General features: G+C 71.7%; 18 protein-coding genes and 1 riboswitch. Of the genes, 10 read left to right on the forward strand and 8 right to left on the reverse strand.

The window, feature by feature from the left end:
* Both ACIF9R_RS25520 and bioB read right to left on the reverse strand, forming a co-directional pair.
* Positions 1–1,281 (reverse strand): adenosylmethionine--8-amino-7-oxononanoate transaminase, encoded by a 1,281-nt coding sequence (locus tag ACIF9R_RS25520; protein WP_399984379.1) that lies wholly within the window; start codon positions 1,279–1,281, stop codon positions 1–3.
* Positions 1,274–2,425: a biotin synthase BioB gene (bioB, locus tag ACIF9R_RS25525; RefSeq protein WP_399984381.1), complete on the reverse strand. Its 1,152-nt coding sequence runs from the start codon at positions 2,423–2,425 to the stop codon at positions 1,274–1,276. The genes ACIF9R_RS25520 and bioB overlap by 8 nt, the downstream gene beginning before the upstream one ends.
* A 147-nt stretch (positions 2,426–2,572) precedes the next feature.
* Here bioB and ACIF9R_RS25530 point away from each other — a divergent pair, with 147 nt between their 5' ends.
* A complete protein-coding gene (locus ACIF9R_RS25530) occupies positions 2,573–3,700 on the forward strand; it encodes an 8-amino-7-oxononanoate synthase (RefSeq protein WP_399984384.1) in 1,128 nt (375 codons plus the stop codon).
* Between the two features lie 69 nt (positions 3,701–3,769).
* On the opposite strand, the gene ACIF9R_RS25535 is transcribed toward ACIF9R_RS25530, so the two are convergent.
* On the reverse strand, positions 3,770–3,994 hold the full coding sequence (locus tag ACIF9R_RS25535) for a DUF397 domain-containing protein (RefSeq protein WP_399984386.1): 225 nt from the start codon (positions 3,992–3,994) through the stop codon (positions 3,770–3,772).
* Positions 3,995–4,003: 9 nt separating this feature from the next.
* A complete protein-coding gene (locus ACIF9R_RS25540) occupies positions 4,004–4,864 on the reverse strand; it encodes a helix-turn-helix domain-containing protein (RefSeq protein WP_399984389.1) in 861 nt (286 codons plus the stop codon).
* Positions 4,865–5,076: 212 nt separating this feature from the next.
* Between ACIF9R_RS25540 and ACIF9R_RS25545 the strand changes: the two genes are divergently transcribed.
* Positions 5,077–5,541, forward strand: a complete 465-nt coding sequence (locus ACIF9R_RS25545) for an ATP-binding protein (protein WP_399984391.1) — start codon at positions 5,077–5,079, stop codon at positions 5,539–5,541.
* Between the two features lie 61 nt (positions 5,542–5,602).
* Here the strand turns inward: ACIF9R_RS25545 and ACIF9R_RS25550 are convergent, their stop codons facing one another.
* The 3 genes from ACIF9R_RS25550 to ACIF9R_RS25560 form a co-directional block, all read right to left on the reverse strand.
* Positions 5,603–6,076: a C40 family peptidase gene (locus tag ACIF9R_RS25550; protein ID WP_399984393.1), complete on the reverse strand. Its 474-nt coding sequence runs from the start codon at positions 6,074–6,076 to the stop codon at positions 5,603–5,605.
* Between the two features lie 3 nt (positions 6,077–6,079).
* Positions 6,080–6,282: riboswitch (cyclic di-AMP (ydaO/yuaA leader) on the reverse strand.
* A 334-nt stretch (positions 6,283–6,616) separates the two neighbouring features.
* Positions 6,617–6,925, reverse strand: coding sequence for a hypothetical protein (locus ACIF9R_RS25555; RefSeq protein ID WP_399984395.1), 309 nt, complete (start codon positions 6,923–6,925; stop codon positions 6,617–6,619).
* Between the two features lie 7 nt (positions 6,926–6,932).
* Positions 6,933–7,568 carry an ATP-dependent Clp protease proteolytic subunit gene (locus ACIF9R_RS25560; RefSeq protein ID WP_399984398.1) on the reverse strand — a complete coding sequence of 212 codons (636 nt, stop codon included), beginning with the start codon at positions 7,566–7,568 and terminating at the stop codon, positions 6,933–6,935.
* Between the two features lie 68 nt (positions 7,569–7,636).
* On the opposite strand from ACIF9R_RS25560, the gene ACIF9R_RS25565 reads away from it, so the two are divergent.
* The 7 genes from ACIF9R_RS25565 to ACIF9R_RS25595 all read left to right on the forward strand — a co-directional run bounded on the left by ACIF9R_RS25565 (position 7,637) and on the right by ACIF9R_RS25595 (position 12,788).
* Entirely contained in the window at positions 7,637–7,924 is a 288-nt protein-coding gene (locus ACIF9R_RS25565; RefSeq protein WP_399984400.1) for a type II toxin-antitoxin system Phd/YefM family antitoxin, read from the forward strand.
* Between the two features lie 229 nt (positions 7,925–8,153).
* Positions 8,154–8,456, forward strand: a complete 303-nt coding sequence (locus ACIF9R_RS25570; protein ID WP_399984403.1) for an urease subunit gamma — start codon at positions 8,154–8,156, stop codon at positions 8,454–8,456.
* A gap of 14 nt (positions 8,457–8,470) precedes the next feature.
* A complete protein-coding gene (locus ACIF9R_RS25575; protein ID WP_399984406.1) occupies positions 8,471–8,782 on the forward strand; it encodes an urease subunit beta in 312 nt (103 codons plus the stop codon).
* Positions 8,775–10,496: an urease subunit alpha gene (locus tag ACIF9R_RS25580; RefSeq protein WP_399984408.1), complete on the forward strand. Its 1,722-nt coding sequence runs from the start codon at positions 8,775–8,777 to the stop codon at positions 10,494–10,496. The genes ACIF9R_RS25575 and ACIF9R_RS25580 overlap by 8 nt, the downstream gene beginning before the upstream one ends.
* Positions 10,496–11,170, forward strand: coding sequence for an urease accessory protein UreF (locus ACIF9R_RS25585; protein ID WP_399984410.1), 675 nt, complete (start codon positions 10,496–10,498; stop codon positions 11,168–11,170). The genes ACIF9R_RS25580 and ACIF9R_RS25585 overlap by 1 nt, the downstream gene beginning before the upstream one ends.
* Positions 11,171–11,337: 167 nt before the next feature.
* Positions 11,338–12,021: an urease accessory protein UreG gene (ureG, locus tag ACIF9R_RS25590; RefSeq protein WP_399984413.1), complete on the forward strand. Its 684-nt coding sequence runs from the start codon at positions 11,338–11,340 to the stop codon at positions 12,019–12,021.
* Positions 12,009–12,788 carry an urease accessory protein UreD gene (locus ACIF9R_RS25595; protein WP_399984415.1) on the forward strand — a complete coding sequence of 260 codons (780 nt, stop codon included), beginning with the start codon at positions 12,009–12,011 and terminating at the stop codon, positions 12,786–12,788. The genes ureG and ACIF9R_RS25595 overlap by 13 nt, the downstream gene beginning before the upstream one ends.
* Before the next feature lie 44 nt (positions 12,789–12,832).
* Here ACIF9R_RS25595 and ACIF9R_RS25600 read toward each other — a convergent pair whose 3' ends face one another.
* Positions 12,833–13,558 carry a lysophospholipid acyltransferase family protein gene (locus tag ACIF9R_RS25600; protein ID WP_399984612.1) on the reverse strand — a complete coding sequence of 242 codons (726 nt, stop codon included), beginning with the start codon at positions 13,556–13,558 and terminating at the stop codon, positions 12,833–12,835.
* A gap of 193 nt (positions 13,559–13,751) precedes the next feature.
* Here ACIF9R_RS25600 and ACIF9R_RS25605 point away from each other — a divergent pair, with 193 nt between their 5' ends.
* Positions 13,752–14,207 carry an RpiB/LacA/LacB family sugar-phosphate isomerase gene (locus tag ACIF9R_RS25605; protein ID WP_399984417.1) on the forward strand — a complete coding sequence of 152 codons (456 nt, stop codon included), beginning with the start codon at positions 13,752–13,754 and terminating at the stop codon, positions 14,205–14,207.
* The last annotated feature ends 21 nt before the right edge of the window (positions 14,208–14,228 follow it).

A 14,228-nucleotide genomic window follows, 5' to 3' on the forward strand; every position in this document is an offset into this window, starting at 1 on the left:
TCATCCCTCCTCCGCCGCCGCGCACACCGCGCGCGCGATGCGCGCCACGTCCGCGTCGCCCGTGACGTACGGCGGCATGGTGTAGATCAGGTCGCGGAACGGCCGCAGCCACACGCCCTCACGCACCGCCGCCCGGGTGGCCGCCGCCATGTCGACGGCGTGATCGAGCTGCACGACCCCGATGGCGCCCAGCACCCGTACGTCCCGTACCCCGGGCAGCCCGGCCGCCGGGGCCAGCCCTTCCCGCAGGCCCGTCTCGATCCGTTCGACCTCCGCGAGCCAGTCCTGCCCGAGCAGCAGCCCGATGGAGGCGCAGGCCACGGCCGCCGCCAGCGGATTGGCCATGAACGTCGGACCGTGCGCCAGCACCGGCACCTCACCGCGCGAGATTCCCCCGGCCACCCGCGCGGTGCACAGGGTCGCCGCCATGGTCAGATAGCCGCCCGTCAGCGCCTTCCCCACGCACATCACATCCGGCGTCACCGCCGCGTGGTCCGCGGCGAACAGCGCGCCCGTGCGGCCGAACCCGGTCGCGATCTCGTCGAACACCAGCAGTACGTCGTGCGCGTCGCACACCTCGCGCAGCACCCGCAGATACGCGGGCGAGTGGAAGCGCATCCCGCCCGCGCCCTGCACCACCGGCTCCACGACGACCGCGGCGACCTCTCCCGCGTGCCGCTCGACCATCTCCCGCAGATGCCCGGCGTAGGACTCCTCGTACTCCGCGGGCGGGGCCTCGGCGAACACCTGGCGCGGCAGCACCCCGGACCACAGCTCGTGCATCCCGCCCTCGGGGTCGCACACCGACATCGGCTGCCAGGTGTCGCCGTGGTAGCCGCCCCTCCAGGTCAGCAGCCGCCGCTTCTCCGGCCGGCCCAGCGAGCGCCAGTACTGCAGGCACATCTTCACCGCGACCTCGACCGACACCGACCCGGAGTCGGCCAGGAACACATGCTCAAGACCCTCCGGCGACATGTCGACAAGGAGCCTCGCCAGCCGTACGGCGGGCTCGTGCGTGAGCCCGCCGAACATGACATGGCTCATCCGCTCCAACTGCTCGCGCGCGGCCTCGTCGAGCACCGGGTGGCGGTAGCCGTGGATCGCCGACCACCAGGACGCCATCCCGTCGACCAGTTCCCCCGCGCCGTCGGCGAGCCTCAGCCGCACCCCGCTCGCCGACTCCACGACAAGCGGCTCCTGACGGCCCGGCATGGGCCCGTACGGATGCCAGACATGCCGGCGGTCGAGCTCCAGCAGTTCGGCGACGGACCGCTCAGGCATTGGGTGCGAGGTCCGTTCCCGCACCCCGGCGGCGCACGGCGACCAGATCCGTACGAGGCTCCTCGGCCGCACTCCCACAGGGGTCCGCGGTGGCCGAACCGCATGCACCGGCGCCCTCGTGCGACCCGCAGCCGCCGCCCGCGCGGTGCTCCGGCAGGGTCACCTCTCCGGTGCCCTCGACCTCGAACCCGGCGTCGGCGATCATCTCCAGGTCCGCCCGGCCTGCCTGCCCCTCACTCGTGAGGTAGTCACCGAGGAAGATCGAGTTGGCCAGGTGCAGCGCCAGCGGCTGCATCGTGCGCAGGTGCACCTCACGGCCGCCGGCGATCCGCACCTCGGCGTCCGGGCAGACGAACCGGGTCATCGCCAGGATGCGCAGACACCGCTGGGGGGTCAGGTGCCACTCCTTGGCGAGCGGTGTCCCCTCCATCGGGATCAGGAAGTTGACCGGCACCGAGTCCGGGTCCAGCTCGCGCAGCGAGAAGACCACGTCGACCAGGTCCTCGTCGCTCTCGCCCATGCCCGCGATCAGGCCCGAGCAGGCCGACAGCCCCGCCGCGTGTGCCTTCCGGACCGTGTCCACCCGATCGGCGTACGTGTGCGTGGTCGTGATGTCCCCGTACGTCGACTCGGACGTGTTCAGGTTGTGGTTGTAGGCGTCCGCGCCCGCCTCGCGCAGCCGCTCCGCCTGACCGTCGGACAGCAGACCGAGACAGGCGCACACCTCGACGTCCTCGTGCTCCTCCTTGATGGCCTTGATGGTGTCGGAGACCCGGTCCACGTCGCGGTCGGTGGGGCCCCGCCCGCTGGCCACCAGGCACACCCGCTTGGCGCCGCCCGCCAGCCCGGCGGCGGCGGCCCGGGACGCCTGGTCCGGCTTGAGCCAGGTGTACTTGAGGATGTCGGCCTGGGAGCCGAGCCGCTGGGAACAGTAGGAACAGTCCTCCGGGCAGAGGCCGGACTTGAGGTTGACGAGATAGTTCAGTTTCACCCGTCGGCCGAACCAGTGCCTGCGCACCTTTCCGGCCGCGGCCACCACATCGAGCAGGTCGTCGTCGGACGTCGCGAGGACGGCCAGTGCTTCCGCGCGGGTCGGCGTCTCGCGCCGAAGCCCCTTGTCCACCAGCGTGTTCAGCAGGTCCATGGGAGCCGATCCTGTCCTACCCGACCCGCTCGGGCCAAGGAGCGTTCGTACAACAGAGGTGCTCGGGGGTGTGGGTATCGCCACACAGTGGCCCGACGGGCCTCCCGCTACTGTCTGTGCACTGCCTACAAAATCCCCGGAGGACCCATGGTGTTCGGCTGGATCGACGAGCAGGCGGAACTGCGCCGCCGGGCCGGACTCGTACGGACCCTGCGTCCACGGGCCGCCGACACGCCGCTGCTCGATCTGGCGAGCAACGACTATCTGGGTCTGGCCCGGCACCCCGAGGTCACCGAGGGCGCCGTGCGGGCGGCCCGGACCTGGGGCGGTGGTGCGACCGGTTCCCGGCTCGTCACCGGGACCACCGAACTCCACGCCGAGCTGGAACGTGAGCTGGCCGGGTTCTGCGGCTTCGAGGCGGCCCTGGTCTTCTCCTCCGGCTACGCGGCCAACCTGGCCGCCGTCACCGCGCTGGCCCCGCACGGCTCCACCATCGTCTCCGACGCGGGCAACCACGCGTCCCTGATCGACGGTTGCCGGCTGGCCCGCGGTACGACGCGGGTCGTGACGCACCGTGACCCCGATGCCGTGCGCAAGGCGCTGGACGGGCACGAGGGGCCCGCCGTTGCCGTGTCCGACACCGTCTTCTCGGTGGACGGCGACGCCGCCCCGCTCGGTGGGCTGGCCGAGGCGTGCCGGGAGTACGGTGCCGGTCTGGTCCTCGACGACGCCCACGGCCTCGGTGTCCTCGGCGACGGCGGCCGGGGCGCCCCGTACGCGGCGGGTATCGCGGGCGCCGACGACGTCGTCGTCACGGTGACGCTGTCCAAGTCGCTCGGCAGCCAGGGCGGGGCGGTGCTCGGTCCTGCCCGGGTGATCGGGCACCTGGTCAACGCGGCACGAACGTTCATCTTCGACACGGGACTCGCCCCGGCGGCGGCGGGTGCGGCCCTGGCGGCGCTCCGGCTGCTGCGCCGCGAACCCGGGCGCGCGACGCGGGCGGGAACGGTGGCGCGCGAGTTGCACGACCGGCTGACGGCCGCGGGTCTGGAGGCGGTACGCCCGGACGCCGCGGTCGTCTCCGTGCGTGCCCCTTCCCCGGAGCAGGCCGTGCGATGGGCGGCCGACTGCCGGGCGGCCGGCCTGTCCGTGGGCTGCTTCCGTCCTCCTTCCGTGCCCGACGGCGTCTCACGGCTCAGGCTGACCGCCCGCGCGGACCTGTCCGGGGCAGAGATCGAACGCGCTGTACGAGTGATTGGCGAGACGCGGCCATGAGTCGGCGGGGCACGGCCGTGTGTCGCTCGACGACGGGTTGCCGGTTCGGTCCCTCGATGTGAGGCCCCGTCAGCGGACCGCGGTCACGAACTCCGCCCAGCTCCCGGGGGAGAAGAGCAGCGCGGGTCCTTCGGGGGCCTTGGAGTCGCGCACGGCGAGGAGTCCGGCCAGCGGACCGGCGGGCGGCCTGGTCGTCTCGACGCAGTTGTTCGCCCCCGTGCTGTAGCTGCTGCGCAGCCACGGCACACCGTGCAGTGCGAGGCTGGAAGGGATGGTCCGAGGCGGTACGGGCATCGTGCCTCCTTACGCGCCGGCTGCTGCGCCGGCGATGAGATCCAGCGAGTCCTCGGGTGAAAGGGCGTGACGGGACAGAGTGTCGAAGGCATCCACATACGCCCGGAGGTCTTCCTTCCCCTCCAGATAGAGGCTACTCGTCAAGTGGTCGAGAACAACGACATCGAGATCAGACCTGCGTGAAAACGAAAAGATGACGAAAGGGCCGGTGACCCCGATGTGCGCCCCGGCGGTGAACGGCATGACCTGCAACCGCACTTGGGGCAACCGGGCCGCCTCGACCAACCGGGTCAGCTGACGGGACATCACCCCGGGCCCACCGACCTCCCGGCGCAGCACCGCCTCGTCCAGGACCGCGCTCAGTTCCAGGGGAGGCTCCGTCCGCAGCACGTCCTGCCGGGCCAGCCGTACCTCCACCAGAGCGTCCAGCCGTTCCTCGGACGCGCCCTCCGTCGCCGCCGCGGTCACCGCCCGCGCGTACTCCGGGGTCTGCAGCAGCCCGGGGATGACCGTGGTCTCCAGGGTGCGCATCGTGCTCGCCTGTGACTCCAGGCTGATGAAGTCCCGGTAGGTCGGCGGCAGGACGCCGCGGTAGGCGTGCCACCAGTGATGCCGGCCGTCGCGGTCACCAGTGCCCGACAGCACCAGCAGCAACTCCCGCAACTGTGGATCGGCCACGCCGTAGACATCGAGCAGTAACCGCACATCGGCCGGTTTCACCCCGCTCGTGCCCGTCTCGATCCGGCTCACCTTCGACTGGTGCCAGCCCGCCAGCCTGGCCGCCTCACCGCTGGTGAGTCCCGCCGAGTTGCGCAGCGCGCGCAATTCGGCGCCCAGTTTGCGGCGGCGCACCGCGGGCCCGTGCTGCATGGGCTCTCCTTACTCCTTCCGGGCCGCCCGGATACGGTCTCCCGTGGCAGAGTTCACCGCTTTGAGCGACAGATATATGCATATCTTGGTGGATCGCCGCCCGGAGCCGTGCGGTGATGGCAGTCTGGCGACGAAGCACCAGTGCGGGACCGTACTCGAACCAACCGCTCCGTGTCGGACCGCGGGCCCCGTGGGAAAGGGACGACATCGCCATGGCAGACCATCTGGAAGCATCCGTCACTCTGCCGAGCGATCCCGCCTCGGTCTCCGCCGCACGGGCCCATGTGGTGGGCACACTCGTGGAATGGGGCATGCCGGCGGACGCGGAGCTGTCCGACACCGTCCGGCTGATCGTCTCCGAACTCGCCACCAACGCGGTGCAGCACACATTCGGCCAGTCACCCAGCTTCACGGTGGACGTCGTTCTGGTCCGCGACGAACGGGTGCACATCGGGGTGACGGACAGTCACCCCCGGTTCCCCAAGCGGCTGCCCGCCGCGGTCCAGCAGGACAACGGGCGGGGGCTGGTCATCATCCGCTGGCTGGCCGCGGAATGCGGGGGCAGACTCAGAATCCGCCCCACGCGTGAGGGCGGCAAGACCGTCTCGGTCGACCTTCCGTGGACAGGGGCCGTCCAGGCCGCCGAAGCGGTCACGGCGGGACAGCAGGAGCCGTAGCGGCCGCCTCCGGCCGAGGCGACGGGGCGGCGGCCCTCATGGGCGCCGCCGCCCCCGCCGATCACCTCACGCGGCCGTACGAGACGCTCCGGGTCCAGATCTTCTGCAGACGCACCACGTCCCCGGTCTTCGGGGCGTGCCAGATCTTGCCCTTACCCGCGTAGATGCCGACGTGGTAGACGTAGCCGCCCGAATGGAAGAACACCAGGTCTCCGGCCTTGCGGCTGCCGGCGGAGATGTGGCGCGTCTTGTTGTACTGCTGCGCGGCGGTGCGCGGCAGCTTCTTGCCCGCCTTCTTGAACGAGTACAGCGTCAGGCCCGAGCAGTCGAACCGGTTCGGTCCGGTGGCCCCCCACTGGTACGGCGAGCCCTTTTTGGACGCGGCGATACGCAGTGCCTGGGTGGCGTGGGTGGCGGCAGCCGCCTCCGAGGCGGCTCCGGGGACCACGAGGGAACTTCCCACGGCGGCCAGGGTGAGGGCGGAGGCCGTGCCGGCACGGGCCATGAGAGACGGGACACGATTGAGCGCAGTCATGCGCAACCCTTCGTCAGCCGCCTGTGAAGGATGACCTGTCGGATTCGGGCTGGCGAAGTTGCCCGGCCGCACGCGTGCGGCTTCACCCCAAGGGCTGCTCGGAACCGGGGTTCCGGCGACCCGTCGTGCCTGGGTCCTCCACTCCTGCCGATCCACTCCTGTCGACCGGTCATCCGGGCGGCGGCAGGACTCGGCGTCCGCCCGGATCGCCCCGCCGCGGCGGCGGGGTCTTGTCGTCAGTCAGGGATCTTGGCTCATGACGCGATCGAAATCCCAACGGAACGGGGGGTTTGTGTTGTTACTCACCACTCATCCGTTCGGGTGGACGCCGGGCTGTTCGAACTGCGGCCCAGGGCTCGGGTGAGCCCCGGACCAGCGACGGAATGTCACGTTCCGCCTTCGGGTCACGCGTGTTGCGCAACTTGAACGGCCCCAAAACAGGAGGTTCGTCTACGCCGGATGGTGGTACGCCGTTTGGTCCGTTTCAACGCCGGCCGCCGCACACCGCCGACGGGAGTGCGGGCGTGAACATCGTGGGTGTCAACTGCCCGGATCCGGCGGGAGTGTGACCCTGGCGGTACGCCGCTCGCCGTCCAGCACCCGCAGGGCCCTGGCCAGCGTGGCGGAGTGCAGATCGCTTTCGCCGCGCCGGTGCATCAGGGTCAGCGCGTCACGCAGGGCGACGGCCTTGCCGACCAGCGCCTGGGCCGCGCGCAGACCGCTGTAGGTGTCGCCGCCCAGCGCCGGGTTGACCCGGCCGAGCAGATCGACGACCTCGAGATAACGATCGATCAACTCGGCCTCCGCGCGGGTCAGCGCCGGCAGCGGAGGCAGTTCCGGTGGCAGCATCCGTGGCTCACCTCGCACCGGCGGCGGGGTACGCGCTCCCGCGGTGGGGCAGGATCCGGTCCGCCAGTCCGTAGTCCACCGCGGCCCTCGCGTCGAGGACGAGGTCCCGCTCGACATCCGCCCGGACCTGCTCCGGGGTGCGCCCCGAATACCGGGCGAGCATCTCCTCCATGAGGCCCCGCTCCCGGGTCAGCTCCGCGGCCCGGATCGCCAGATCACTCGTTCGCCCCTCGACCGGCGCCGGGAAGGCAGGCTGACGGAGCACCAGACGGGAGCCGGGCAGCATGAGCCGCTTGCCCGGGGTGCCGGCGGCCGGCAGCAGCGCGGCCGCACCCTCCGCCCGGCCCAGACAGACCGTCTGCACGTCGCAGGAGATGAAGCGCAGCGTGTCGTGGATCGCCGACACCGCGTGGAAGGAACCTCCGGGGGAGTTGATGTGGAGCGAGAGGTCCCGGTCGGGGGAGTGGTGCTCCAGATACAGGAGCTGAGCCATGACGTCGTTGGCGGCCGACTCGTCGATCTCCGTCCCGAGAACGACGATCCGCTCCTGGAGGAGCTTCGCGTACGGGTCCGACGTCCGGTGCCCGGACGCCGTGCGTTCGGTGAACCCGGGCAGGACGTAGCGGGCGGACGGTCGGATCATGAGGGCCCCTCCTGTCAGGTTGTCTCTGTAGAAAATGTACAGGACGTACGTGACGTTATGATGGGCACATGGCTTACGAGATTCCGGTGACCCAAGCCAGGGCTGAGCTCGCCGACCTGATCAACCGCGTGGTCTACGGCGGTGAGCGCGTCGTGGTGACCCGGCACGGCAAGCCCCTCGTCGCCCTTGTGTCCGCCGATGACCTGCGACGACTCGAAGAACTCCAGGAGCCGAGGCAGCCTGCCGAGGAGCAGGTGATCAGCACGGTGTCCGGGGTGCGTGACGTCGCGTCCGCTCCCCGCGAACGGCAGCGCTTCGGCATCGCCGCGGAGCACCGGGGGACGGCCGGCTCCTAGGCCCGGACGGCACTGTCCGGGGGGATCTCCGGAGTGCCGCTGCGGGAGGGGCTGCGGACCCTGATGGGCGTGGAGCCGACGGTCCCGCCTGCCGGCACCGGCTCGCCGCGCGGTTAACGTCCCTGAAACGCCATCAGGCTAGCCTCCGGGTCCACGCCACCGGGACCTGCCCGAGGGTGCGGCCACCGGGCCCCGCACGGCCCGGAGCGAGGACTGTGAGGTGGGCGCGGTGCGACTGACCCCGCACGAGCAGGAGAGGCTGCTGATCCATGTGGCGGCCGACGTTGCCGAGAAGCGCCGGGCCCGGGGGCTCAGGCTGAACCACCCCGAGGCCGTCGCCCTCATCACCTCGCACGTCCTCGAAGGTGCCCGGGACGGCCGCACCGTCGCCGAACTCATGGCCTCCGGACGCAGCGTGCTCACCCGGGACGACGTCATGGAGGGCATCGCGGAGATGGTCCACGACGTCCAGGTGGAGGCCACCTTCCCGGACGGCACCAAGCTGGTCACCGTCCACGACCCGATCGTCTGACGGGGAGGCCCGCCGTGATCCCGGGAGAGATCCTGCTCGACGACGACCCGATTGCCTACAACCCGGGCCGCGAGGTCACCCGGCTGACCGTCCTCAACACCGCCGACCGGCCCGTCCAGGTCGGCTCCCACTACCACTTCGCCGAAGCCAATCCGGGCCTCGCGTTCGACCGGGCGCCGGCCTGCGGCAAACGGCTGAACGTCGCCGCCGGCACCGCCGTGCGGTTCGAACCCGGTATCCCGGTCGAGGTGGAACTCGTCCCACTCGCCGGAGCCCGGGTGGTGCCCGGACTGCGCGGGGAGACCGGAGGTGCCCTCGATGCCTGAGATCTCCCGAGCCGCCTACGCCGACCTGTTCGGCCCGACGACCGGCGACCGCATCCGGCTCGCCGACACGGACCTGCTGATCGAGATCGAGGAGGACCGCTCCGGCGGCCCCGGACGCGCGGGCGACGAGGCCGTGTTCGGCGGCGGCAAGGTCATCCGGGAGTCCATGGGCCAGTCCCGCGCCACCCGGGCGGAGGGCACCCCCGACACCGTCGTCACCGGAGCGGTCGTGGTCGACCACTGGGGCGTCGTCAAGGCCGACATCGGCATCCGGGACGGCCGTATCACCGGCATCGGCAAGGCCGGCAACCCCGACACCATGGACGGCGTCCACCCCGGCCTCGTCATCGGTCCCGAGACCGAGATCATCGCCGGCAACGGACGGATCCTGACCGCCGGCGCCATCGACGCGCACGTCCACTTCATCTGCCCGCAACTCGCCGACGAGGCGCTGGCGTCCGGCATCACCACCCTGGTCGGCGGCGGCACCGGCCCCGCCGAGGGTTCCAAGGCGACCACCGTCACACCCGGCCCCTGGCACCTGGCGCGGATGCTGGAGGCGATGGAGGCGTACCCGCTCAACATCGGGCTGCTCGGCAAGGGCAACACCGTTTCCCACGAGGCGATGCTCTCCCAGATCAGGGGCGGCGCGGTCGGGCTGAAACTGCACGAGGACTGGGGATCGACCCCGGCTGTCATCGACGCCGCGCTGACCGTCGCCGAACGCACGGGTGTCCAGGTCGCCCTCCACACCGACACGCTCAACGAGGCCGGATTCGTGGGCGACACACTCGCCGCGATCGCCGGGCGCGGCATCCACGCCTATCACGCCGAGGGCGCGGGCGGCGGGCACGCACCGGACATCATGACCGTGGTCGGTGAACCGCATGTGCTGCCCAGTTCCACCAACCCCACCCGGCCGTTCACCGTCAACACCGTCGAGGAACACCTCGACATGCTGATGGTGTGCCATCACCTGAACCCGGCGGTGCCGGAGGACCTGGCGTTCGCCGAGTCGCGGATCCGGCCGTCCACCATCGGGGCCGAGGACGTGCTGCACGACATGGGGGCCATCTCGATCATCTCCTCCGACTCCCAGGCCATGGGACGGGTCGGCGAAGTGATCATGCGGACCTGGCAGACGGCCCATGTGATGAAGCGCCGGCGCGGTGCTCTCGCGGGGGACGGCCGTGCCGACAACCACCGGGTGCGTCGCTATGTCGCCAAATACACCATCAACCCGGCGCTCGCCCAGGGGCTGGCCCGCGAGATCGGTTCGGTGGAGAGCGGCAAACTCGCCGATCTCGTGCTGTGGGAACCGGCGTTCTTCGGAGTCAGGCCCCTCCTCGTCATCAAGGGCGGCCAGATCGCGTACGCGCAGATGGGGGACGCCAACGCCTCCATCCCGACCCCGCAGCCGGTCCTGCCGCGCCCCATGTTCGGGGCGGCCGGCCGGGCGCCCGCCGCGAACTCGGTCAACTTCGTGGCGGAACCGGCGGTCGAGGCCGGGCTGCCGGAGCGGCTCGCTCTGGGCAAGCGGTTCGTGACCATCGACTCCACACGCGGGGTGACCAAGACGGACATGCGTGAGAACGACGCCCTGCCGGAGGTGCGGGTCGACCCCGACAGTTTCGCGGTGCGGATCGACGGGGAACCGGTCGAGGCGACACCGGCCGCCGAACTTCCGATGGCCCAGCGGTACTTCCTCTTCTGATGTCCAGGGCCGCGCTTCTCGTCCTGGCCGACGGCCGGTTCCCCGCCGGTGGGCACGCGCACTCCGGCGGCGCGGAGGCGGCCGTCCGAGCCGGACGCGTGACGGGGGCCGCGAGCCTGGAGGACTTCTGCCGGGGCCGGCTGCACACGACGGGCCTGGTCGCGGCCGCGCTGGCCGCGGCCACGGCGGCGGGCGCGGACCCGGGGGCGCTCGACGCGGCGGCGGACGCGCGTACGCCCTCACCCGCCCTGCGCGTCGCCGGCCGCAGACTGGGGCGGCAGTTGACGCGGGCGGCGCGCGTGGTCTGGCCATCCGGTGAACTCGACGCTCTCGCAAGGTCGTTCCCCAAGGGGGCGCATCAGCCGGTGGTGCTGGGAGTGACGGCGCGGGCGGCAGGGCTGGGGGCGGCCGACGCGGCGTACTGCGCCGCCTACGAGAGCGTGAGCGGGCCGGCGACGGCGGTGGTGCGGTTGCTTGGACTCGATCCGTTCGACGCGACGGGGGTGCTGGCGCGGCTGGCGCCGGAGATGGACGGGGTGGTGCGGGCCGCGGTGGACGCGGCGGCGAGAACGGCCGCGGAGGGGGTGGACGCGTTGCCCGCGGCGTCGGCTCCGTTGCTGGAGGTGTTCGCGGAGGCGCACGCGGGGCGGGAGGTACGGCTGTTCGCGACGTAGCGGGGCGCAGGTGCCGAGGGTGTCCTCCTCCACGGCCCGGCGAGGAGAACGCGGCCGGAGCGCGTCGCCCTTCCCGTCCCGTCTCCGGGGGCGCCGCCCTCGGACCCCGACCGGCCTGAGAACGGCCCCGTCCCTCATCGCCGGACGGGCCGCGAGTTGGAGGCACTGTGCATCGTGACCATGTTCTTCCGTACGACGGACCCGGCGCCATCGGGGCCGATGCCCGGCGGCCCGACGGTTCGCGGCGGGCGCTGCGGATCGGGCTCGGCGGGCCCGTCGGGTCAGGGAAGACCGCCACCGTCGCCGCGCTGTGCCGGGCGCTGCGCGGCGAGGTGTCCCTGGCCGTCGTCACCAATGACATCTACACCCGCCAGGACGCCGAGTTCCTGCTCCGCGAGGCAGTGCTGCCGCCCGAGCGGATCAGCGCCGTGGAGACCGGGGCGTGCCCGCACACCGCGATCCGGGACGACATCTCCGCCAACCTTGAAGCGGTGGAGGACCTGGAGGAGGAGACCGGCCCGCTGGACCTGATCCTCGTCGAGTCCGGTGGGGACAACCTCACCGCCACCTTCTCGCGCGGGCTCGTCGACGCGCAGATCTTCGTGATCGACGTGGCCGGAGGGGACGACATCCCGCGCAAGGGCGGCCCCGGGGTCACCACCGCGGACCTCCTGGTCGTCAACAAGACCGACCTCGCCCCGTACGTCGGCTCCGACCTCGCCCGGATGGCCGCCGACGCCAGGGACCAGCGGGGTCACCTGCCCGTGGTCTTCCAGTCGCTGCGCGGCGAGGCCGGGGTGAGCGCCGTGGCCGGCTGGGTGCGGCAGCGGCTCGCCGCATGGACCGCGTGAACACGGACGGAGTACGGGCCGCCGCCCGGGTCCGCGCCCGCGCCGACGGCCGGGGCGGTACCTGCCTGCCGGTGCTGGAGAGCGACGGGCCGCTGGCCCTGAGGCGGACCCGGGGGAGCCCGGACGAGGCGCACGTCCTGCTGGTCGGTGCGATGAGCGGCCCTCTCGGCGGGGACCGTCTCGCCGTACGGGCGGACGTGGAGCCGGGGGCCCGGCTCCGGCTGGGGTCGGCCGCCGCCACCCTCGCGCTCCCGGGCCGGCACTCGGACGAGGCGCGCTACGACGTTCGCCTGACCGTCGCGGCCGGGGGCGAACTGCACTGGCTTCCCCAGCAGTTGATCTCCGTCAGGGGAAGCGGCCTGCGTCTCACCACGGAGGTCCGCCTGGCCCGGGGGGCCCGGCTCGTGCTCCGTGAGGAACAGGTGCTGGGGCGGGTGGGGGAGTCACCAGGAAGGCTCAGCTCCCGTCTGACCGTACGGATCGCGGGGCGAACCGTCCTTGACCAGGAACTGGCCTGCGGCCCCGGAGCACCCGGCGGATGGGACGGTCCCGCGGTGCTCGGCGGACACCGGGCCATCGGCCAGATCGTCGTCGCGCGACCGGAGTTCGAGGAGAAGCCGGTCGCCGCGCGAGCGCTGGGGCAGGACGCCGCGGTCCTGCCGCTGCCCGGCCCCGCGGTGCTCGTGACCGCCGTGGCGCCGGACGCCCTACGGCTGCGGGGCCTTCTCGACGAGGCACTGTCCTCCCTCACCCCGGCGTCCGGCTGACCAGGGGCGGGTCGGGAGCGCTCCGGCCCGCCCCTCACGCGGGTTCAGCCGCCGGGCAGACGCGGGAAGCGGCGCTTCTCCTCCGCCTTGCGCTCGGCGTCCTCCGCCTTGGCGACCGCCGCGTACCGGTCGACGTACTCCTGCTCGGAGAGGGAGAGGATGGCGTACATGATCTCGTCCGTGACGGCACGCAGGATCGCCTTCTCGTTCTCCATCCCGGCATAGCGCGAGAAGTCCAGCGGTTCGCCGAAGCGGATCACCACGGGGTGGATCCGGGGGATCACCTTGCCGGGCGGCTGCGCCTCGAACGTGCCGATCATCGCGCAGGGGATCACCGGGACGCCGGCCTTGAGGGCCATCACCGCCACACCGACCTTGCCCTTGTACAGGCGGCCGTCGTGCGAGCGCGTGCCCTCCGGATAGATGCCGAGCAGTTCCTCCTTGCCCAGCACCCCCAGCCCTTCCCGGATGGCGGCCTGCCCGGCGTCCTTGCCGGAGCGGTCGACGGGTATCTGGCCGGCGCTGTGGAAGAAGAACGCCGTCAGCCGGCCCTTGAGGCCGGGGCCGGTGAAGTACTCGGCCTTGGCGAGGAAGGTGATACGCCGTTTGAGTACGGCCGGCATCAGAAAGTGGTCCGAGAACGACAGATGATTCCCCGCGACGATGGCGGCGCCGGACGACGGAACATGCTCCAGGCCCTCTATTCGCGGCCGGAAGACCAGTCTCAGCAGCGGGCCCAGCAGCACATATTTGAGCAGGTAGTAGAACAAAAGCACGCTCCTCGACTCTGACGAACGGGCAGTGCCGCCGCGTTCCAGCAGGTCATCCGGCACGTCACGAAGTGCCAGTCTAGAACTGGGCGGCGCGGCCCGGCACCACGTTCGACGCCACCGGGAGCCGCCTGAGCCGGACGACGGCTGAGCGCCCGTCAGCGTGTCCACGGTCCGGAGTAGGCTCGCCCGTATGCGGATCTCCGTCTCCTCCGACATGGACGAACCCGTGGCCCACGTCCTCCTCGCCGAGCTGCGCGAGCGCGGCCACGAGGTACGCGCGCACGGCGCCCTCAGCCCCGGGGACGACCCGCAGTGGGCGGTCTGCTCCGAGGCAGCGGCCCGTGAGGTCGCCGACGGGGAGGCCGACCAGGCGGTGGTCTGCTGCTGGACCGGCACGGGTGCCTCGATCGCCGCGAACAAGGTGCCCGGCGTACGGGCCGCGCTGTGCGCGGACGCCTACACGGCGGACGGCGCGCGCCGCTGGAACGACGCCAACGTCCTGGCCCTCAGTCTGCGGCTGACGTCCGCTCCGCTGCTGAAGGAGATCCTCGACGCCTGGTTCGCGGCCTCGCCCAGCGACGACCCCGAGGACCGGCGGAACGTGGAACGTACGGCACGCCTCGACCGCACGCGCACCGGCACCTGACGTCGGGACACCGCTGACCGC

The sequence above is a fragment of the Streptomyces sp. NPDC086080 genome, assembly GCF_044540255.1.
Lineage (GTDB): Bacteria > Actinomycetota > Actinomycetes > Streptomycetales > Streptomycetaceae > Streptomyces.